At 35.0% G+C, this 19522-nt stretch carries 22 protein-coding genes; 11 read left to right on the top strand and 11 right to left on the bottom strand.

Going from position 1 to position 19522, the window contains the following annotated elements; genetic code table 11:
* Positions 1–272: 272 nt before the first annotated feature.
* From H8R24_RS16385 to H8R24_RS16355, 7 genes are all read left to right on the top strand, one after another.
* Positions 273–1232, top strand: coding sequence for an ion channel (locus H8R24_RS16385; RefSeq protein ID WP_187021237.1), 960 nt, complete (start codon positions 273–275; stop codon positions 1230–1232).
* A 61-nt stretch (positions 1233–1293) separates the two neighbouring features.
* Positions 1294–2193: a MerR family transcriptional regulator gene (locus H8R24_RS16380; protein WP_187021236.1), complete on the top strand. Its 900-nt coding sequence runs from the start codon at positions 1294–1296 to the stop codon at positions 2191–2193.
* A gap of 36 nt (positions 2194–2229) precedes the next feature.
* On the top strand, positions 2230–3690 hold the full coding sequence (locus H8R24_RS16375; protein ID WP_187021235.1) for a phytoene desaturase family protein: 1461 nt from the start codon (positions 2230–2232) through the stop codon (positions 3688–3690).
* 12 nt (positions 3691–3702) lie between these two features.
* Positions 3703–4542: a phytoene/squalene synthase family protein gene (locus H8R24_RS16370; RefSeq protein ID WP_187021234.1), complete on the top strand. Its 840-nt coding sequence runs from the start codon at positions 3703–3705 to the stop codon at positions 4540–4542.
* Positions 4543–4774: 232 nt separating this feature from the next.
* On the top strand, positions 4775–5215 hold the full coding sequence (locus tag H8R24_RS16365) for a sterol desaturase family protein (protein WP_187021233.1): 441 nt from the start codon (positions 4775–4777) through the stop codon (positions 5213–5215).
* Between the two features lie 174 nt (positions 5216–5389).
* The gene (locus tag H8R24_RS16360) at positions 5390–5851 is read left to right on the top strand and encodes an SRPBCC family protein (RefSeq protein ID WP_187021232.1); all 462 of its coding nucleotides are present in this window, start codon (positions 5390–5392) and stop codon (positions 5849–5851) included.
* Complete coding sequence (locus H8R24_RS16355) at positions 5851–7146, top strand: cryptochrome/photolyase family protein (protein ID WP_187021231.1); 1296 nt, start codon at positions 5851–5853, stop codon at positions 7144–7146. Before H8R24_RS16360 ends, H8R24_RS16355 begins: the two co-directional genes overlap by 1 nt.
* Positions 7147–7379: 233 nt before the next feature.
* On the opposite strand, the gene H8R24_RS16350 is transcribed toward H8R24_RS16355, so the two are convergent.
* From H8R24_RS16350 to H8R24_RS16325, 6 genes are read right to left on the bottom strand one after another with little or no spacing between them, the layout of a single operon-like run.
* Positions 7380–8798, bottom strand: a complete 1419-nt coding sequence (locus H8R24_RS16350; protein WP_187021230.1) for an SDR family oxidoreductase — start codon at positions 8796–8798, stop codon at positions 7380–7382.
* A gap of 12 nt (positions 8799–8810) precedes the next feature.
* Positions 8811–9410, bottom strand: a complete 600-nt coding sequence (gene folE / locus H8R24_RS16345) for a GTP cyclohydrolase I FolE (protein ID WP_222617420.1) — start codon at positions 9408–9410, stop codon at positions 8811–8813.
* A gap of 41 nt (positions 9411–9451) precedes the next feature.
* Positions 9452–10135 (bottom strand): SDR family NAD(P)-dependent oxidoreductase, encoded by a 684-nt coding sequence (locus H8R24_RS16340; RefSeq protein ID WP_187021226.1) that lies wholly within the window; start codon positions 10133–10135, stop codon positions 9452–9454.
* A gap of 7 nt (positions 10136–10142) precedes the next feature.
* Positions 10143–10421 carry a TIGR03643 family protein gene (locus H8R24_RS16335; protein ID WP_187021224.1) on the bottom strand — a complete coding sequence of 93 codons (279 nt, stop codon included), beginning with the start codon at positions 10419–10421 and terminating at the stop codon, positions 10143–10145.
* Positions 10421–11722, bottom strand: a complete 1302-nt coding sequence (locus H8R24_RS16330; protein WP_187021222.1) for an ABC1 kinase family protein — start codon at positions 11720–11722, stop codon at positions 10421–10423. Before H8R24_RS16330 ends, H8R24_RS16335 begins: the two co-directional genes overlap by 1 nt.
* Complete coding sequence (locus H8R24_RS16325; RefSeq protein WP_187021220.1) at positions 11719–12381, bottom strand: TetR family transcriptional regulator C-terminal domain-containing protein; 663 nt, start codon at positions 12379–12381, stop codon at positions 11719–11721. Before H8R24_RS16325 ends, H8R24_RS16330 begins: the two co-directional genes overlap by 4 nt.
* A 120-nt stretch (positions 12382–12501) precedes the next feature.
* On the opposite strand from H8R24_RS16325, the gene H8R24_RS16320 reads away from it, so the two are divergent.
* Complete coding sequence (locus tag H8R24_RS16320; RefSeq protein ID WP_187021218.1) at positions 12502–13416, top strand: TIGR01777 family oxidoreductase; 915 nt, start codon at positions 12502–12504, stop codon at positions 13414–13416.
* Between the two features lie 2 nt (positions 13417–13418).
* Here the strand turns inward: H8R24_RS16320 and H8R24_RS16315 are convergent, their stop codons facing one another.
* From H8R24_RS16315 to rmuC, 4 genes are all read right to left on the bottom strand, one after another.
* Complete coding sequence (locus H8R24_RS16315; protein ID WP_187021217.1) at positions 13419–13958, bottom strand: YceI family protein; 540 nt, start codon at positions 13956–13958, stop codon at positions 13419–13421.
* 125 nt (positions 13959–14083) lie between these two features.
* Positions 14084–14632 (bottom strand): acyl-CoA thioesterase, encoded by a 549-nt coding sequence (locus H8R24_RS16310; RefSeq protein WP_187021215.1) that lies wholly within the window; start codon positions 14630–14632, stop codon positions 14084–14086.
* Position 14633: 1 nt separating this feature from the next.
* Positions 14634–14999, bottom strand: coding sequence for a 6-phosphogluconate dehydrogenase (locus H8R24_RS16305; protein WP_187021213.1), 366 nt, complete (start codon positions 14997–14999; stop codon positions 14634–14636).
* A gap of 8 nt (positions 15000–15007) precedes the next feature.
* Positions 15008–16378, bottom strand: coding sequence for a DNA recombination protein RmuC (gene rmuC / locus H8R24_RS16300; RefSeq protein ID WP_187021211.1), 1371 nt, complete (start codon positions 16376–16378; stop codon positions 15008–15010).
* Between the two features lie 263 nt (positions 16379–16641).
* On the opposite strand from rmuC, the gene H8R24_RS16295 reads away from it, so the two are divergent.
* The 3 genes from H8R24_RS16295 to H8R24_RS16285 all read left to right on the top strand — a co-directional run bounded on the left by H8R24_RS16295 (position 16642) and on the right by H8R24_RS16285 (position 18426).
* Positions 16642–17199 carry a transposase gene (locus H8R24_RS16295; protein ID WP_187021209.1) on the top strand — a complete coding sequence of 186 codons (558 nt, stop codon included), beginning with the start codon at positions 16642–16644 and terminating at the stop codon, positions 17197–17199.
* A gap of 141 nt (positions 17200–17340) precedes the next feature.
* Entirely contained in the window at positions 17341–17904 is a 564-nt protein-coding gene (locus tag H8R24_RS16290) for a pseudouridine synthase (RefSeq protein WP_187021207.1), read from the top strand.
* 69 nt (positions 17905–17973) lie between these two features.
* Positions 17974–18426, top strand: coding sequence for a tRNA (cytidine(34)-2'-O)-methyltransferase (locus tag H8R24_RS16285; RefSeq protein WP_187021205.1), 453 nt, complete (start codon positions 17974–17976; stop codon positions 18424–18426).
* A 110-nt stretch (positions 18427–18536) separates the two neighbouring features.
* Here H8R24_RS16285 and H8R24_RS16280 read toward each other — a convergent pair whose 3' ends face one another.
* On the bottom strand, positions 18537–19316 hold the full coding sequence (locus H8R24_RS16280) for an ABC transporter ATP-binding protein (RefSeq protein WP_187021203.1): 780 nt from the start codon (positions 19314–19316) through the stop codon (positions 18537–18539).
* Positions 19317–19522 lie beyond the last annotated feature (206 nt).

Below are 19522 nucleotides of genomic sequence, written 5' to 3'. Positions count from 1 at the left end.
GTTATAATATAGACCAAATATAATATAAAAAAACCAATTATCAAAATTGGTTTATATTATATTTTTGTTCGGTATAAGTACTCATTATTTTTTAGCATTTATTAAAAGGTGATTTAATTTTAATTCGAATTTAAGATTAATCACTTAAGAATAATGCTGCGCTGAAGATTGAGCAGTTTTGTGACAGTATTTTTGATTTTTTAGTAATAGAAGTGGGAAATTCTGATAGTGGCATTTTTTGTTTAATTTTACAGACAAAGAATTACCGTAGAATGGCATTATTAGACAGAATTAATTTGAAAGCAAAAGCAGAGCAAAATACCGGATTTGGTACTAATGCAAACAGTTATGGTGGGCGTTTTGTAAATAAAAACGGCTCGGCCAATATAGAAAAGCGAGGCATGCACGCTTTGCATCGCATTAGTTGGTATCATACAATGATCGAGATGCCACGATGGAAGTTCATGACCATTATTTTGTTGTTCTACATTTGTATCAATTTTGTTTTTGCCTTAATATACTATGGATTAGGAATTGAGCATTTAGACGGAATTGCCTTGTCTGACAATGAGTTTGAGAAGTTTGGTAAAGCATACTTTTTTAGTGCACAAACCTTTACAACTGTGGGATATGGTCATATTAGTCCAGTTGGGTTTTTAACTAGTGCATTATCTGCCGCTGAGGCGCTTATGGGGTTGTTGAGTTTTGCAATTGCAACGGGTTTGTTTTTTGGACGTTTTAGTAGGCCAACAGCTTTTCTTAAATTTTCTCACAATGCAGTTGTCGCTCCTTATGGGAATGGTACTGGCTTGATGATTCGATTGACTCCATATAAAAACACTAATTTTAGTGATGCCGAAGCGCAAATGACTCTAGGAATGAATGTAGAGGAAGATGGTAAAGTGGTCAATAGATTTTATGCACTCGACTTAGAATTGCAAAAAATCAGTGCGCTTAATTTAAGTTGGACTTTAGTGCATCCTATAAATGAGGATAGCCCGCTGTATAATTTTACCAAAGAAGATTATGCTAACCTACACGGTGAAATTCTAGTTTATGTCAAAACCTTTGATGATATGTTTAGCAATACGGTGGCAATTCGTACTTCTTATACTTTTGAAGAAGTGGTTTATGGAGCTAAGTTTGAGTCAATGTACTCTAGAAGTACTGATAATTCAAAGACTATTTTGCATTTAGAAAAGCTTAATGATTTTCAGCATGTAGCACTGTAAAAAATGTTTTTAGTATTTATTTCAATTTTTTAAACTATATTTGTTTATTAAATTTCGATAAATGATAAACAATGTAAAAAATGTGTTCAGTATAAAAGACCTAGAAAACCTTTCTGGGATCAAAGCACATACTATTCGAATTTGGGAAAAAAGGTATAATGTTTTGCAACCCATGCGAACTGATACAAATATAAGGTTGTATGATTTGGCTAGTTTACAGAAGCTGTTAAATATTACTTTATTGCATGATCATGGCTATAAAATTTCTAAGATAGCGGCCTATTCTGAAGATAAAATACCCTCGCTTGTACGTGAAATAACTTCGTCTAAAAATGCTAAAAACCATGCGATTAGTGCGTTTAAGATGGCGATGATGAACTTCGATCAAGAGCTTTTTTTTAATACTTACAACTGGTTAATTGCTGAAAAATCATTCAAAGAGGTTTTTCACCAAGTGTTCATTCCGCTCATGAATGAATTGGGGTTGTTGTGGCAAACGGATACTATTTCGCCGGCACACGAGCATTTTGTGAGTTACCTAATCAAGCAGAAACTTGTTGTAAACATAGAAAAATTGCAGTCTCAAAAACCTACTAGAACAGATAAAGTTTTTGTGCTTTCACTCCCTATGAACGAGATCCATGAATTAGGATTGATGTATTTGAATTACGAAGTGCTTTTACATGGCTACAAAGCTATATATCTAGGCGAAAGCATGCCTATTGAAAATTTAAAAGACCTTAAAAAGCATTTTCAATCGATAGTATTTTTGTCTTATTTAACTGTACAGCCGGAACGCAGCCTGATCAATGAATATGTCGATGAGATGCAAGAACAGTTGCTTGATGAAACTACGTCACTTTGGTATATTGGACGATTAGTTGAGTTTATTGAAATGGAGAAACTCCAAGATAATGTGGTGCTTTTTCATTCCATTTCAGAATTAGTAGAAAAACTTTGATTTTTTGTTTAATCTTTTCGTATATTTGCTAAACAAATGAAAAAGAAAATTACAATTATAGGTTCTGGCTTCTCTGCGCTCTCGGCTTCTTGTTATTTAGCAAAGAGTGGTCACGAAGTAGCGGTTTACGAAAAAAACGCTGCTATAGGTGGTAGAGCAAGACAGCTAAAGAAAGAAGGTTTTACCTTCGACATGGGGCCAAGTTGGTATTGGATGCCTGACGTTTTTGATCGTTTTTTTGCTGATTTTGGTAAAAAAACTACTGATTATTACGAGCTCATTAAACTCTCTCCTGCGTATCGTGTTTATTATGGAGTAGATGAGTTTATTGCCATTGCAGATAATCTTGCCGAAATTGAAGCAACCTTTGAGAAAATTGAAAAGGGGAGTGGCAAAATTTTGCATGATTTCATGATGGAAGCGCAAAGTAATTACAATATTGCAATCAAGGAATTAGTGTATCGTCCTGGAGTGTCGCCTTTAGAGTTAGTAACGGTGGATACCGCCATGAAAGTGGGGCAATTTTTTAGTAACATTAGTAAAGACATTCGCAAGAAATTTAAAAATGAAAAACTAATTCAAATTTTAGAATTTCCGGTGCTGTTTTTAGGAGCTAAACCATCTGATACGCCTTCTTTTTATAGTTTTATGAATTATGCCGATTTTGGACTAGGGACTTGGCATCCTAAAACAGGAATGTTTGATGTGGTGAATGCCATGGAAACTTTGGCAAGGGAGTTAGGTGTGACATTTCATACGAATGCCGCAATCGAAAAAATAATTGTCGAAAACAAAACTGCCAAGGCAATCATTGTTAATGGGCAACGCATTGATTCGGACATTGTATTAAGTGGTGCCGATTACCACCATACCGAAACTTTATTAGATCAAGAGCACAGAGCCTATTCTGAAAAATATTGGGAAAGCCGTGTGTTTGCACCTTCTTCATTATTATTTTATGTAGGCTTCAATAAAAAAATAGAAAATATTTCACACCACGCCTTGTTTTTTGATGTCGATTTCAAGCAGCATGCGGTTGATATTTATGATAAACCACAATGGCCAAAAGAACCTTTGTTCTATGCTAATTTCCCATCAATTACTGATAAAACCGCAGCGCCGGAGGGAATGGAATCGGGTTTTTTCTTGATTCCGCTAGCACCAAGAATTGAAGATACGGAGGCCTTGCGTGAAGCGTATTTTGATAAAATTATAGATCGTTTTGAACGTTTAACGCAACAAAGCATCAAAAAAAACATTATATTTAAAGAGTCTTTTTGCAAAAACGATTTTGTATCAGAGTACAACTCGTACAAAGGTAACGCCTATGGAATGGCCAATACCTTATTGCAAACTGCTTTTTTAAGACCAAAATTAAAAAGTAAAAAAGTCAATAACCTCTATTTTACGGGACAGTTAACGGTTCCAGGACCAGGAGTGCCACCGGCCTTGATTTCCGGTAAATTAGTAGCAGACTTAATAGAAAAAGTAATTTAAAGAATCTTAATTATGAAGCAATTATTTGATGACGTCTCGTTCAAATGCAGTAAGCTAGTAACAAAAAACTACAGTACTTCATTTTCATTAGCGGTATACATGCTTTCGCCAAGTATCAGGGATGCGATTTACAGCATTTATGGTTTTGTGCGCTTTGCCGATGAAATTGTGGATTCATTCCACGGTTTTGACAAAGAAGATTTGATTAATGATTTCGAAAAAGAATATTATAAATCATTCAAAGCAGGAATTAGTTTAAATCCTATTTTGAACTCTTTTCAACAAACTGTAAAGGAAAATAACATCACTGATGATCTCGTTCAGGCCTTCCTGAAAAGTATGAAATTGGATTTGGTAAAGTCTGATTATGATACGCAGGATGAGTACGAGGATTACATTTATGGATCTGCTGATGTGGTGGGTTTAATGTGCCTTAAGGTTTTTGTAAAAGGAAATGCAACGCGTTACGAACAGCTAAAAGGGGAAGCCATGCGGCTAGGTTCTGCTTTCCAAAAAGTAAATTTCTTAAGAGACCTGAAAGATGATAATTTGGTTTTAAACCGTAACTATTTTCCAGGTGTCGATTTGAAATCATTTGATGAAAAAGCAAAAGCGCAGATTATTGCTGAAATTGAAGAAGATTTTAGAGTGGCCTATGAAGGGATTAGAAAACTCCCTATCGAAGCTAAATTTGGGGTTTATACCGCTTATGTGTATTACAAAAAATTACTCAAAAAGTTAAAAAACACCCCTTATCACGAAATTGGTAATGCTAGAATCCGAGTATCAAATTACACCAAGGCAGGACTTTTGGCTCAGTCATTTGTAACTTATAAATTGAAATTAGTATAGAAATTATATCTTTTAATCACTTGGATTTAATATAAAAATAAAATAAACAACCAAACAAAAAATTCAACCACATAGAAACATAGAAAAACAGAGTTAGATAGCCCAATTCTTGGGTTCACAGCGTTATGGTTTTCTATAAAAAAGTGAAACGACTTTCAAAAAAATTACAAAATCTATGTTTCTATGTGGTTAAAAAATCATAAAATAACGGTTACTTTTAAATAAAACAACAATGATATCTTTTTTAATTTTCATAAGCGTTTTCCTTTTTATGGAATGTGTGACTTGGCTCACGCACAAGTATGTAATGCACGGACTCATGTGGTATTTTCACGAGGATCATCACCAACCAAAATACGCACACCCATTTGAGCGCAACGACATTTTCTTTGTCATTTTTGCCATTCCCAGCATCGTACTTTTTTACTTTGGTGTAGAGGGGGGACTCAATTATTTGTTCTTTATCGGGCTTGGAATTACCACCTATGGTTTTTGCTATTTCATGATTCACGATGTATTGATTCACCAACGTTTTAAATGGTTCAAAAACACCAAAAATAAATACTTAGTAGGACTTAGAAAAGCCCATAAAGTACACCATAAACATCTAGGAAAAGAAGACGGCGAGTGCTTCGGAATGCTATTTGTACCTTTCAAATACTACAAAATGTAAAACTATTTTGGGCGTGACCCGACAATCCCGATAGTTATCGGGATCATCGGGTCGGGCTATTCGTTCCCGCTTTTTTTATCCATTGTCTCGGGTTTAGACCCGAGACAATGGATAAAAAAGAGCTCCACTACTATCCCTCACGCAATTCTCCTACATTTTTAAATAATTCTTATCATGAAACTCTATAAAAAAGAATCAGTACAATATGTCAATGCAAGTCTAGACGAATGTTGGTCTTTTTTTTCAAGTCCAAAAAACTTGCAAAAAATAACACCCGAAAACATGGGTTTTCAAATCACGGATTACGATGGTAAAAGCATGTATCCAGGTCAAATTATTCAATACAAAGTATCGCCTTTAGCGGGTTTGAAGCTGTCTTGGACTACTGAAATTACATCAGTACAAGACAAAAGTTATTTTATAGACGAACAACGTTTTGGGCCTTATTCTTTCTGGCATCATAAACATTTTTTTGAAGCTACAGCAACAGGGGTTAAAATGACTGATGTTGTCCATTATGGATTGCCTTTAGGAATCCTTGGACGTATCATGAACACCTTGGTGGTAAAGGGAAAATTGAATGAAATTTTTGCACATAGAGAAAAAATGGTCGACAAATTATTCAATTCAAAATAATGAGTAAGCAAGCAGTAACTTTTTTTTGGTTGCGTCGTGATTTACGTTTAGAAGATAATGTGGGGTTGTTTCAGGCTTTGCAGTCTGATTTTCCTGTAGTTCCCTTGTTTATTTTTGATGATGCTATTTTGGATAGTTTGCCTAGTGATGATGCAAGAGTTGGTTTTATCCATGATTCATTGGCTAAAATAAATACCGAATTACAAGAAATAGGAAGTTCACTTTTAATCAAAAAAGGGAAAACTGCTGCTGTTTGGCAAGAGATCATCAACGAGTATGATGTCAAAGAAGTTTTCTATAATAAAGATTACGAACCTTATGCAATAGCTCGCGATACTGCCATTAGGGAACTGTTAGAAACAAAAAATACGATTGTAAATTCATGCAAAGATCAAGTGATTTTTGAAGCACTCGAAATCACAAAAGCCGATGGTTTACCTTATACGGTGTACACGCCTTATAAAAATAAATGGTTAGAAAAATACAATAGCAACGCTCCTGTAACCGAATTTGATTGCGCTGCGCACTTTTCAAGTTTTTATAAAAGTAGTTTTGAATTTTTGAGTTTAACGCAAATAGGTTTTGTTGAAAGTACGATCAAAGTAAAACCACACAACCTTACTAAAATTGCTAATTACCACGAAACACGTGATTTTCCTGCCATAGATAGCACTTCGTATTTATCGCCACATTTGCGTTTTGGGACTGTGAGTGTACGAAAATTAGTGAATTGGGCTGCTAAAAAGAATGCCGTTTTCTTAAGCGAATTGATTTGGAGAGAGTTTTTTATGCAAATTCTGTATAATTTCCCCAAAGTGATGACCCACAATTTCAAACCAGCTTATGATGGAATAGAATGGCGCAATAATGAAGAAGAATTCAAACGCTGGTGTACAGGAACTACGGGTTATCCTATGGTGGATGCGGGTATGCGTCAACTCAACGAAACTGGCTATATGCACAACCGTGTACGTATGGTGGTAGCGAGTTTTTTGTGCAAACATTTACTCATTCAGTGGCAATGGGGCGAAGCTTACTTTGCCGAAAAACTATTGGATTATGAACTTTCGGCCAATGTAGGGAACTGGCAGTGGGCAGCTGGAACAGGCTGTGATGCAGCGCCTTATTTTAGAGTTTTTAATCCTGAGATTCAATTGAAAAAGTTTGACGAAAAAGGCATTTATATTCGCCAATGGATTCCTGAATTCGATTTAGGTTATGGACAACCAATGGTTGAACATGCGATGGCTCGAGATAGAGCGATTGCGACTTATAAAGCAGGAATACTGAAATGATTTTAACATTTACGTTTCTTTTCGTAAACCAGTAGGGAATTAAGTTTCATTAAGTATTACACTTAATTTTTCTTAATTACCTAATGGTTTTATTTTATGAACTTTATATCATTTTTTGAGCAAAATGTTTATAGAGCACTAAATCCCTAGCCCAGATAGGAGCGGCATCCTTTTCTTTTTTTCTTTAAAAAAGAAAAGATAGAGCAAATAGCTGGATAAAGCTCCTGAAAAAACTATTTAATCAACTTACTCAGCATTCCTTCAAAAATAAAACCGTGAAAGGGCAAGACGGCGTACCAATATAATTTTCCCCAAATGCCTCTTGGTTTAAATGTAGCCGATTGATACAAGGTGTTTCCAATGATTTTGAATTCTAGCCAAGCTTCGCCTGGGAGTTTCATTTCGGCAAAAAGGATGAGTTTGCCTTCTTCTTTATTGGCGTATAAAACGCGCCAAAAATCTAGGGCATCCCCAGCGTGAATGGAGTGTTTATTTGTTCGGCCTCGTCTAGAGCCCACGCCACCGTATAGTTTGTCGATAAAGCCGCGCAAATCCCACAACCAATCGCCGTAATACCAACCGGTTTCTCCGCCGATAGACCAGATTTGGTTAATGGTAAAATCTCGGTTGATGATTTCTTTTTTTCTTCGGTCGATGAAGCAATCTTTCTTTGGAACTTTTAAATAAGTCGAAATATTGGTTTTAAAACGCCCACTTACTAAAGAATCTTTCCAACTTGAGGCTACTTTATCTTCGTTTACTTTGATCAGGGCTCTTGATAAAGCTTGCTCGTAACTCATGGGTTTGACATCTAATAATTGATTGATTTTAGTATCACGACAAACGACTTCAACCTTCATGCTGCTTACCAAGGCCGAAGCGAGTTTATAAGAAGTTGAGGTTACAAAATACAACCAGTAGGAGGAAAGCTTTGGTGTCATAACGGGAACGGTAAATATCCATCGTTTTAGTTTTTGTGCTTTGGCAAAAGCCAATAACATTTCTTTATACGTAAGGATGTCAGGTCCACCAATGTCAAAACTTTGATTATAAGTAATGGGGTTTAAAAGAGATTTGGATAAAAAATCAAGTACGTCATTTATAGCAATGGGCTGACAACGAGTGTTGAGCCATTTGGGCGTAATCATGACCGGAAGTTTGTTGACTAAATCCCGAATGATTTCAAAAGATGCACTCCCTGATCCCACGATGATACCGGCACGTAAAGTGGTTAAAGGGACTGTGCCTTTACTAAGGATGTTTTCGACATTTTTACGGGAAGATAAATGCTTAGACAAGGAATTGTCATTGACAATGCCGCTCAAATAAATCACTTGCTGAGCCGTTGTGGTATTTATTGTAGCAACAAAATGTTCTGCTGATTGCTGCTCTAGCTCATCATAATTTTTGCTGGAAGTAGACATGGAATGTATGAGGTAATAAGCAGCATCAATGTTTATGGGAATCGCTTCTAAAGTTTCTTTTTTTAAGAAATCAACTTCAATTACTTCGATCTTGTCTTTTAATTCAAGCGGAATATAAAACCTGTTTTTATCTCTCACACAACAGATGATATCGTGTCCTTGATTTACCAAAATAGGTAAAAGTCGTTTCCCGATATAACCTGTTGCGCCTGTTAAGAGAATTTTCATGGTTTTTGTGTTTTAACTCAATTTATTAGAAATCAAGCTGATGAATTCTTTTCTAGTTTTATTTTTTTCAAATGCACCCGTAAAAGAGGAAGTGGTTGTAAAGGAGTTTTGTTTTTCAATACCACGCATTTGCATGCACATGTGTTGTGCTTCAATTACCACGGCAACACCTAGTGGTTGTAGCGCTTCTTGAATACAATCTTTAATTTGGTCAGTCAATCGTTCTTGTACTTGCATGCGGCGTGCGTAAGCATCTACAATACGAGGAATTTTGCTCAACCCTACAATTTTACCGTTAGGAATGTAAGCAATATGTGCTTTCCCGAAAAAAGGCAACATATGGTGTTCACACATCGAATATACTTCAATATTTTTAACCACAATCATTTGGCTATGATCTTCTGTAAATAGTGCCGATTTTAATATTTCTAAAGGATCTAATGAATAACCGTGCGTTAAAAATTGCATGGCTTTTGCCGCTCTTTCGGGTGTTTTTAAGATTCCTTCACGGGTAACATCCTCGCCTAAACCATGAATGATTGTTTTGTAATTTTCGGTTAATACGGTAGTGGTATCCGTGTTGTAGTGCTCTTTTTTTTCGTAATTTTTCATTTGTTTAATCATGTGCTTGGTTATTGCAATTTATGTGGTGCTTATATTTTAAAAGATACGATTCCATAATCCATTTCAAAAACTTGTCCAGAAATCGATTTGGCTTTTTCCGAAATTAGGAAGTCGGCCATTCCAGCTACTTCTTCAGGCTTCAAATAGCCTTTCATCGGGTGGCGTTCTACCATATTTTCTTTCATGCGGTCGTTGCGTAAAATGCCAGCTGCAAGAGTTGTTTCGGTAATCGTGGGAGCAATGGCATTGATGCGTACTACCGATGCCAACTCGGCTCCCAGCGATTTAACTAATCCTTCTACACCCGCTTTTGAAGTCGCAATACTAGCGTGAAATGGCATTCCTAGTTTTGCAGCAACAGTGCTGAATAAAACGATAGAAGGATTAGTTCCCTTCTTTAAAACAGGTAAATATTTCTGAATGGTTTTTACCGCTCCAATCACGTTGATCTCAAAGTCATTTCTGAAATCATCAATACTCAAACTCGCAATGGGTTTTAAATTGATTGATCCTGGGCAGTAAATCAAAGTGTCAATGGCTTCTAGATCTGGCAGAGTATCTTTTAATACATCAATAGAATAATGTATTAAATTAGGATGCGTAAGATCAGGAGCGTTGCGGCTGATGTTGTACACTTTATTTTGTTCTAATTGCTGCATTAAAATAGCGCTTCCTATTCCTTTGCTTCCGCCTATGATAAGTATGTTTTTCATGTAGTAGTTATCTTTTCGAAATTTTATTATTGTTTATTTGTCGTTGTCGGCTGCATTTAAAGCGGCCCTTTGCAAAGTCACGTAATTTTTCATGCTTTGTTTTTCGTCCTTGAACTCGCGCTCGCCACATTCTAAAACTAGACGGCTTCATTTCGGTACGCATCAAGTCAATCACTTCTTGCTCTTTTAAACCAAATTGCATTTGTATTGCTTCAAATGTGGTTCGGTCTTCCCAAGCCATCTCTATGATTCTATCTTTATCAAGGTCATCGAGTACTCTTTCCATTATCTATATTTTTCATATTGGTTAACAACAATAGTCGCTTTCAAATCAAACATTAAATTATACAGCCCAAAGAAGGTTCTATTCATATAGATAAAATGTTTAGAACCGCGATTACCGTTCATCTTTCTTAGGTTGGTATCTTTTGAAAATCGTTCTCCTAATTGTGCGATATCGTTGAAAAACTCTTCGTTTGAGAAATCAAAATTTTCAGACTGAAACGGTTTCGTAAACAAAGACAGTAAGTCATAAAACATTTGGGTGAAGTACACAATTTCGTCTTTAGAATCATCTGCACGTAATATTTCAAGTTCAAACAATTTAGCACTAAATGATGCAGGGTCATTGATTACTTTGTCGTCGATAAGCTCAAAATAAGGGACATAAAAGTCATCTGGAATGGTTTTCATACATCCAAAATCAAGTGCTACTAATTCGTTTTTATCGTTTACCAAGAAATTCCCTGGATGCGGATCAGCATGCACTTTTTTCAGAATATGAATTTGGTACATGTAGAAATCCCACAATGCTTGTCCTAGTTTATTAGCAATTTCAGGATTTGTATTTTTGAATTCAGATAAATGAACTCCTGTCATCCAATCCATTGTAATTATTTTCTCTGATGAAAACTCAGGGTAGTAATTAGGGAAAGTTAAGTTATCAATTTTTGCGCAAGCAGCAACAACTTCTTGACTTTGCTTTAGTTCTAGTAAATAATTAGTCTCTTCAATTAATTTATCTTCTACTTCCTTGAAATATTTATCAGAATCTTTTCCTTGCAGATTGAACATTCTTATCGCGATAGGTTTAACCAAAGCCAAGTCGGACGAAATGCTATTAGCAACTCCGGGATACTGAATTTTTACGGCTAGTTTTTTACCGTCTTTCTCTGCATGATGTACTTGGCCTATACTTGCTGCATTGACAGAGGTTGCATTGAATTCGTCAAATATTTCATAAGGGGTTTTACCTAAATTAGATTTGAATGTTTTTAAAACTAAAGGTGCTGATAATGGCGGAACAGAAAATTGCGACAATGAGAACTTCTCTACATAAGCTTGAGGCAAGAAACTCTTGTCCATGCTTAGCATTTGCGCTACTTTAAGGGCACTACCTTTCAGGCTTTTTAGTCCGTCATAAATATCTTCGGCATTGTCTTCATTTAATTTATCGCGAGTAAGATCACTATTGACCATTTTTTCGCCATAATATTTCAAGTAGTTTACACCAACCTTAGCGCCTGTTTGCACTAATTTTGTTGCTCTCTCGATTTTTGAAGTAGGGATGTAGTCTATCGTTTTCATGATTTTTTTTGTATTTTTTCTTTAAACATAAATTTCCCAAAATCGATTAAACTTTCAAGCGGACTTATATTCATTAATTCGAAGGTGGCTTTGACGGATTTTTCGATATAAATATCTGTTTTCTCAAATGCTGGTGAAGAGTCCTCTAGCCAGAATTTCAGGGTCATTAAAAATTGTATCCAAGAACCTTCACTAATTGCTTTTTCTTGGTATTCTTGTACTTTCTCATTTTTAATACGGTAATCATCCGTTAAAATAGAAAGTACATAGTCCTTATATACAACTCTTAAATCAGACAGCTGCATTAAATTTTTTAATTGATTTTGATGTGCTTTTAGACTCATCACAACATACGAACGGTTAGCGGTTAACAATTCGAAAAAAGTAAAATAGAAACTCAGCATTTTAGTTTTCATGTCATAAGTCTCGTAGTCCTTGTTTTGATGTAATAGCTCGACTGTTTTTTCTAAAAACACCACATATATTTCTTTTTCGATTCCTTCAATGGATCCAAAAAAGGAATAAAATTCATTTTCAGTATGTCCATTTAATTTCATAAATTGGTATACTGATTTTGGTTTTTCATTATTTTCCAATGTGTAATCCATATACATGGATACTATTTTGTCTTTACTAAGTATTGCTTTTTTTGTTGCCATTTTCTTGAAAATTTCAAATTAGAGTATAAAGATAGTTATTGTTTAATTAAATATAGTTAAAGTTAAACAAAAATTTATTTCGTATATTTGTTTATTATTAATCATTAGCTGTAAATTGTCATGAAAAAAAATGTTTTAATTACCGGAGGTACTGGGTTTGTGGGAAGAAACTTAACGGCGTTATTGATTGAAAACGGATATACAGTTTCTATATTAAGTAGGAGAAAAAAAGAGAATTCTGACACAATTTTTTATTACACTTGGGATGTTGCTAAGCAGCAGATTGAAAAAGAGGCTATTTTACAAGCAGATTACATCATTCATTTGGCCGGCGAAAACATCGCGGCTAAAAGATGGACAAAAAATAGAAAGGCCGAAATTGTAGCGAGTAGAGAAAAATCAGTTGAATTGATGTATTCGGTTTTGCGAGAGCACAATAAAAAATTAGACGCTTTTATTTCGGCGTCAGCTGTAGGGATATATGGAGCGATAAATGGTAAGGCTATTTGCACTGAAAAAACAGCAGAAGCGAATGATTTCTTGGGAGTTACTTGCAAGTTATGGGAGGCAGCTACGGATAGAGTAGGTAGTCTAGGAATTCGTACAGTCAAAGTTCGTACGGGTTTGGTTTTGGGAAAGAATGATGGGTTTTTAAATAAGCTGGTACCCCTTTTTAAGTGGAATTTGGGATCTGCTTTGGGGTCTGGTGATCAATATATGCCTTGGATACATGTGGAAGATCTGTGTGGCATTTACTTGGAAGCTATTTCAAATTCAAAATTAGTAGGGCCTTATAATGCTGCTATTAATGATAATACTACTAATGCTAGCTTCTCAAGAACTTTGGCAAAACTATTTGGACATAGTTTATGGTTGCCGAATGTTCCAGCATTTGTTTTAAAGATAGTAATGGGTGAAATGTCAAAAATTGTTTTAACTGGTAGGAGAGTCTCATCAGATAAAATAGAAAATGAAGGTTTTGTTTTTAAGCACAAAAACCTGAAACAAGCATTGAAGATTTGTTTACCAAAATAGTCTTATTGCAAAACAGAATATAGTTTTATAGTCACTTGTTTCGAAATTTTATTGCGTACAATATAAGGAATTTCAATATTGAAGTCGTCTGTATTGATGGTGAAATTAGAATCTAGTTCAATTCCGTTTTTTCCTTTTTTGATTTTCGCAGCTACTTTTATGTTTTTTGATTTTCCATGAATGAATATTTTTCCTGCTATAGAATACGTTTTTTCGACTTCTGTTAGTGTTTTGAAATCAAATTTTTCAATCGTACCTTTAAAAGTGGCTTTAGGATATTTTTTAGTTTCGAGGTAATTAGCGTTAAAGTGATCCTCCATTAAACTACGTTCAAAGCGGAACATATTAACATAGACTACAAAAGACAAGCTAGATCGTTTTGTATTTAAATAACAACTTACAGCTTCGTTTTTAGCTTTTACTGCTTCAAAATAAGGTACTGATGCTTCAAACGAAATGATTGCGTTTGTAGTACTCATTTTATCTTGTGCGTAAAGTCCGGAGCTAAGAAAGAATAAAAGTAGGAGTATAGTTTTTTTCATAATACAATCTTAGGATTCAACTAAAGTTACGAAAAAATATCCACAACTAGGGGCGTTGAGAAACAAAAAAAAGGGTTGAAAAATATATTTTTCAACCCTTTTTTTGCGCTGTTTATCAGTGAATTTTAATTCAATTGAACTAAAACATTATATTTTTGAAGGCTGGCCAATGTTTCGATCGAACTATAATTGAAGTTTTCCTCGTGCCTATCTTGTTCTTTTTTAAGGGCTATTTGCTTTAAGCAATTGCAAAAACGACGTACTTCATCTAAGTTAGATAAGATGAGTCCTGGAACTCTAGCGTTTGTACCGTCTTTATCTTTCGAGACCATCGTAAAATAGGAAGAATTACAATGTTTAATATGTCCTGTTTGAATATTTTCGGCTTCAACGCGTATTCCTACAATCATGGAGCTTTTGCCAACGTAGTTAACGCTTGCTTTCATGGTTACAAGTTCGCCTACTTCGATTGGCTTCAGGAAATTGACTGTATCTACAGATGCTGTAACGCAATAATTACCTGAGAATTTGGATGCACAGGCAAAAGCGATTTGATCCAGTAAAGACAGGATATAGCCACCATGAATCTTGCCGCTAAAGTTTGTATGTGATGGCAACATTAACTCTGATATGCTAATGTTTGACGAAGCCACAGTTTTGTGTACCTTTTCCATGTTATTTGACTTTAAAAGGAGAATTTTCTTTTTTTACCTTCACAATATAGTATTTGGTATCTCCCCACCAAGGAAATGTTTTATAGCGTTCTACATAGCTCACTTTTACATATTGTCCTTCCATTTCTTTCAAGTCGGCAATGACTTCCTTATCGCTATCTAGTACTGAAAACGGGAAAATTTGGGCTCCTGAAATTCCTTGCGATATTTCGCCTTCCCATGTTTTAAACAGCATCCCTTTGTGGCTGAATTTTATAAGTTCGCCCGAGCGTATTCCTTCACTATAAGTTGCGTAGTACAAAAAGCTAAAATAGCTCACTGCTGATAGAATGAGTATTCCTATTGTAATTCCTATAAATTTTCTCATGTTCTGTTTTAGTTTATTATTTGGTTTTCGTCTTTTTCGGCTCTATTGATCACGTTTTCTGGAAGTGATTTTTTAGCTTTTGCACCCATTTTCTTTAATTTTTCAACGCTAGTAATTAAGTTTCCTTTTCCTTCTACTAACTTGTTCATCGCGCTACTATATTCGGTTTTGCTTTCGTCTATTTTCTTTCCTATTTTGATAAGATCAGTTACAAAACCTTCAAATTTATCATACAGCGCACCTGCTTGGCGCGCAATTTCAAGGGCGTTTTCTTGTTGTTTTTGGTTGGTCCACATGCTATCAATCGTTCGCAATGTAGCTAATAAAGTGGCAGGAGTTACAATCACAATGTTTTTTTCGAATGCCTTGTTGTATAAAGTAGTGTCTTCGTTTAGTGCCAAGGCAAAAGCAGGCTCAATCGGGATGAACAGCAATACAAAATCAGGACTTTCTATTTGGTATAAATCCTGGTAGTTTTTATTTCCTAATTGTTCTACGTGGCGTTTTATGGAGTTTACATGTTCTTTTAAGTAACTACTTTTTAATTCGTCATCGTCTTCGTTGATATATTTCTCATAAGCAGTCAATGAAACTTTAGAGTCGACGATCATCTTCTTACCATCAGGCAAATTAATCACTACATCGGGAAAAACACGGTTTCCTTCGGCAGTAGTAAAGCTTTGTTGCACTTCGTATTCACGGCCTTTTTCTAGTCCTGATTTTTCTAGAACCCGTTCTAGAACAAGTTCGCCCCAATTCCCTTGCATCTTACTGTCTCCTTTCAATGCTTTGGTCAAGTTGACGGTTTCCTTGCTCATTTGAATGTTCATTTCGCGTAAGCCTAAAATTTGTTGGCGTAAAGCGGCATGATAATCAATACTTTCTTTGTGGGTGTCTTCGACTTTTTTCTCAAACAATTGAATCTTATCTTGTAAAGGTGACAAGATATTTTTCATATTTTCCTTATTCTGTTCCGTGAATTTATTTGATTTTTCGTCTAATATTTTATTAGCCAAATTTTCAAACTCTTTGGTGAATTTTTCTTGTAGTTTTTCGACTTCATTTTTTTGTTCTTTGTTGCGTTCCCATAGATTTTCAAAATCCACTTCTTTCTTTGAAAGCTGTATCGCTAGACTGTCTTTTTCATTTCTAATGTTTTCCTTTTCTAGTGTATTATTTTGTAATTGTTTTTCGAATAAAGCACGATCGTTTGAAAACTGCTGTTTTTGTTGTTCAAATTGTGAGTGTAACGCAATTAATTTTTCTTCTAAACTTGTTTTTTCAGACTGAAACCGAGCAGAGAAAATAAGTTTTCCGATAAATATTCCAATCGCCAATGCAATGATAAAAAGCAATAAAAAGGGCAGCATATTTGACATGAAATGGTTTGTTTTTATAGAGTAGTAAAAGTAAGAATAATTTATTGCGAAGCGCAATTGAAATGTGTTTTTTATTGCGTGGGGACAGGTCGCGACCTGTCCGTACGTGTGATGTGTGTAATTGTTTGCGCAGGGACAGGTCGCGACCTGTCCGTACGAGATGTGTATTGTAAGTGGGAAATAAATTTGTAATTTGTTAGCATAATTTTGGTATGGCCGATCCAAAAGGGATGTAGAGTCAAAAAATAGCATGTAAAATTGATATGAAAAGCAGAAAACGCAATAGATTGAAGGGATATGATTATTCTAGAAACAATTTGTATTTTGTCACATCCTGTGTAAAAAACATGGAATGTTGTTTTGGTGATGTTGTGTCAGTAGGGACGAGGAGCGACTTGTTTGTACATAATTCCAATATGCATGAAATAAACGCCATAATGGTTTTAAATGAATTCGGAATTATAGCAAACAATCAGTTGGAATGGATCGAAAAGCAATATCCATATATTGTTCTTCACTCTTTTGTGGTCATGCCCAACCATATTCATGCAATAATTGAAATCGATTCGAATTTAGCTGAGAACATTAGCTCAGGTTTTGAATTAACTCCAGTGGTGAAAATAAAATCACTATCACAAATCATGGGAGCATATAAAACAACTAGTTCAAAGTTAATTCATGAACTTGGATATGATGATTTTGCTTGGCACCGTTCGTTTCATGATCATATTATTAGAGATGAAAAGGCTTATTTTAATATTGTAAAATACATTGAAAACAATCCAAATAGTTGGTTTAAAGATAAGTTCTATCTAAAATAGTTCTTTTTAAGAAAGGTGAACTGTTTTAAAACACAGTAATTGATTCGCTCAATATTGATTTTTAAGATGCATTAGAGTTTTAGATGAATGGTAATTAATGTGGTTTAATAATGTATTTTTGCAGCAATAAGCACAATTCGTATGTCTCACCATCATTTTATCCTGCACAAACCCTACGGTTATTTGAGTCAGTTCATTTATGAATTGAAACGTAAAAAGAAACTTTTGGGTGAATTATATGATTTTCCCGAAGGCACTATGGCTATTGGGCGCTTGGATGAAGATTCGGAAGGATTACTTTTATTGACTACGGATGGAAAAGTAAGCGAACAAATTCGGTCTAAAAAAGTAGAAAAGGAATATTATGTGCAAGTGGATGGCGTGATTACGCAAGAAGCCATCGATGTTCTAAAAGATGGAGTTGAGATTGGTTTTGATGGTGAAAAATACCGAACCAAAAAATGCGAAGCCCGTTTGGTTCATGAAATTCCCGATTTTGGTCCTAGAGGGAAAAAAATTCGTGACGAAAGACATGGTCCAACTACTTGGGCATCGATCACGGTCAATGAAGGTAAATTTCGACAAGTTCGAAAAATGACTGCAGCTGTTGGTTTTCCTACCCTACGATTGGTTCGTGTTCGTATAGGAAACGTACATCTGGGGGGGTTACAAGCAGGTGGAGTACTTGAAGTTTCTGATTTTTAAATAGAAATTTAGTAGGATAGGATTTAATCTTTCAATCTTAAAATTGTTCAATCTTTTAATAATTAATAAATGTTAAACATCGTTTTAGTAGAGCCAGAAATACCAAATAATACAGGGAATATAGGGAGATTGTGTGTAGGAACGGAAAGCAGGTTGCATTTGATTCATCCTTTTGGTTTTGTTATTAATGATAAAAACTTAAAACGTTCTGGATTGGATTATTGGATACATCTTGATGTAACGGAATATGAAAATGTAGCCGAATGGAAGTCAGTTATTCCAGATAGCTCACGTGTTTTCTTAATGAGTTCTCATGCTCAAAAGTCGTATTTAGAAATCGAATTTCAAGATGGAGATTGGTTGGTTTTTGGTAAAGAAAGCAAGGGCTTAAGTGAGGAAGTATTGGCTCAGTTTGACAATCATTTAAAGATTCCTATGTCTGAAAACATCAGAAGTTTTAATATTGCCAACTCGGTAGCCTTTGTAATTGGGGAAGCAAAAAGACAGATTGGAATCAAGTAGTATTGGGAAATCCATAGCCTAGCCCAGATAGAAGCGGCATCCTTTTATTTTTTTCTTTAAAAAATAAAAGATAGAGCGGATAGCTGGAAAATGCTCCTGAAAAAATAAATTTATTGGATTATAAACTTCCCTTTTTCAGAGTCGAATGTGATGTGTTCGTCGTTGAAAATAGTGTTGAAACTCCCTTTGGATATTAAGTTACATGGTTCGTCCTGAATGACATTTTCGGGCGTCATCAATATCATATCGTCACTTAATTGAATTGCCATATCGATATCGTGGGTCGAAAAAAGGATGCATTTATTGGTTTCTTTTGTTAGCTTTTTTAATAATTTAAACAGTGCTACTTTATGCAATAAATCGAGGTGTGTGGTAGGTTCATCAAGAATAATAAGTGGTGTGTCTTGCGCCAAAGCACGTGCTACTAACACTTTTTGTAGTTGTCCATCACTGATTTCATAATGTTTTTTAGTAGCCAAATGACTGATTTGTGTCAGTTCTAGCGCTTCATTGATTTTAGCAACATCGTCAGTTGACAAAGTACCAATCCAGTTGGTGTAGGGTTGTCGTCCCAAAGCCACCAATTCAAAAACAGTCAGATTACTAGGAGGCAATTTTTCGGTTAAAACAATACTCAGGTTTTGAGCCAGTTCTAGCGGTTCGTAGTCGGTAACTTTTTTATTGTTTAAGTATACAACACCTTCCAGAGGTTTTTGAATTCCGGTAATCGTTCGTAATAAAGTCGATTTTCCAATCCCGTTAGCGCCTATTAATGCGATTAGTTTTCCTTCTTGTAAATTCAAGTTGAGGTTTTTGGCAATAGTAGTAACGGCAGCTTTGGTTTTGTAGCCAATGCTAAGATTTGTTGTGGACAGGATGTTTTTATTCATTTGTTATTGTTTTTTAACCACATAGAAATAGAGCTAGTTTTAATAAATAAAAAGAATTGGATAGATGTTTTACTTTTCGCATAGGTTAATCTATTTTAAAAATAATATTATTTCTACAATTATCTTTATTTACAATCTAAATCTATGTTTCTATTTGGTTTAAAATTTCCGGCAATTTATTGTAATACGCTGAGTTTTTTTAACCA

It is taken from the genome of Flavobacterium muglaense (genome assembly GCF_014305155.1).
GTDB classification, from domain to species: domain Bacteria; phylum Bacteroidota; class Bacteroidia; order Flavobacteriales; family Flavobacteriaceae; genus Flavobacterium; species Flavobacterium muglaense.
The sequence above is the reverse complement of the archived record's forward strand: the minus strand, read 5'-3'. Positions and strand labels throughout refer to the sequence as shown.

What these genes read in the sequence shown, in the direction of transcription:
- H8R24_RS16385 (WP_187021237.1), top strand. Translation starts at nt 273, where the DNA reads ATGGCATTATTAGACAGAATTAATTTGAAAGCAAAAGCAGAGCAAAAT.
- H8R24_RS16380 (WP_187021236.1), top strand. Translation starts at nt 1,294, where the DNA reads ATGATAAACAATGTAAAAAATGTGTTCAGTATAAAAGACCTAGAAAAC.
- H8R24_RS16375 (WP_187021235.1), top strand. Translation starts at nt 2,230, where the DNA reads ATGAAAAAGAAAATTACAATTATAGGTTCTGGCTTCTCTGCGCTCTCG.
- H8R24_RS16370 (WP_187021234.1), top strand. Translation starts at nt 3,703, where the DNA reads ATGAAGCAATTATTTGATGACGTCTCGTTCAAATGCAGTAAGCTAGTA.
- H8R24_RS16365 (WP_187021233.1), top strand. Translation starts at nt 4,775, where the DNA reads ATGATATCTTTTTTAATTTTCATAAGCGTTTTCCTTTTTATGGAATGT.
- H8R24_RS16360 (WP_187021232.1), top strand. Translation starts at nt 5,390, where the DNA reads ATGAAACTCTATAAAAAAGAATCAGTACAATATGTCAATGCAAGTCTA.
- H8R24_RS16355 (WP_187021231.1), top strand. Translation starts at nt 5,851, where the DNA reads ATGAGTAAGCAAGCAGTAACTTTTTTTTGGTTGCGTCGTGATTTACGT.
- H8R24_RS16350 (WP_187021230.1), bottom strand. Translation starts at nt 8,798, where the DNA reads ATGAAAATTCTCTTAACAGGCGCAACAGGTTATATCGGGAAACGACTT.
- folE (WP_222617420.1), bottom strand. Translation starts at nt 9,410, where the DNA reads ATGAAAAATTACGAAAAAAAAGAGCACTACAACACGGATACCACTACC.
- H8R24_RS16340 (WP_187021226.1), bottom strand. Translation starts at nt 10,135, where the DNA reads ATGAAAAACATACTTATCATAGGCGGAAGCAAAGGAATAGGAAGCGCT.
- H8R24_RS16335 (WP_187021224.1), bottom strand. Translation starts at nt 10,421, where the DNA reads ATGGAAAGAGTACTCGATGACCTTGATAAAGATAGAATCATAGAGATG.
- H8R24_RS16330 (WP_187021222.1), bottom strand. Translation starts at nt 11,722, where the DNA reads ATGAAAACGATAGACTACATCCCTACTTCAAAAATCGAGAGAGCAACA.
- H8R24_RS16325 (WP_187021220.1), bottom strand. Translation starts at nt 12,381, where the DNA reads ATGGCAACAAAAAAAGCAATACTTAGTAAAGACAAAATAGTATCCATG.
- H8R24_RS16320 (WP_187021218.1), top strand. Translation starts at nt 12,502, where the DNA reads ATGAAAAAAAATGTTTTAATTACCGGAGGTACTGGGTTTGTGGGAAGA.
- H8R24_RS16315 (WP_187021217.1), bottom strand. Translation starts at nt 13,958, where the DNA reads ATGAAAAAAACTATACTCCTACTTTTATTCTTTCTTAGCTCCGGACTT.
- H8R24_RS16310 (WP_187021215.1), bottom strand. Translation starts at nt 14,632, where the DNA reads ATGGAAAAGGTACACAAAACTGTGGCTTCGTCAAACATTAGCATATCA.
- H8R24_RS16305 (WP_187021213.1), bottom strand. Translation starts at nt 14,999, where the DNA reads ATGAGAAAATTTATAGGAATTACAATAGGAATACTCATTCTATCAGCA.
- rmuC (WP_187021211.1), bottom strand. Translation starts at nt 16,378, where the DNA reads ATGTCAAATATGCTGCCCTTTTTATTGCTTTTTATCATTGCATTGGCG.
- H8R24_RS16295 (WP_187021209.1), top strand. Translation starts at nt 16,642, where the DNA reads ATGAAAAGCAGAAAACGCAATAGATTGAAGGGATATGATTATTCTAGA.
- H8R24_RS16290 (WP_187021207.1), top strand. Translation starts at nt 17,341, where the DNA reads ATGTCTCACCATCATTTTATCCTGCACAAACCCTACGGTTATTTGAGT.
- H8R24_RS16285 (WP_187021205.1), top strand. Translation starts at nt 17,974, where the DNA reads ATGTTAAACATCGTTTTAGTAGAGCCAGAAATACCAAATAATACAGGG.
- H8R24_RS16280 (WP_187021203.1), bottom strand. Translation starts at nt 19,316, where the DNA reads ATGAATAAAAACATCCTGTCCACAACAAATCTTAGCATTGGCTACAAA.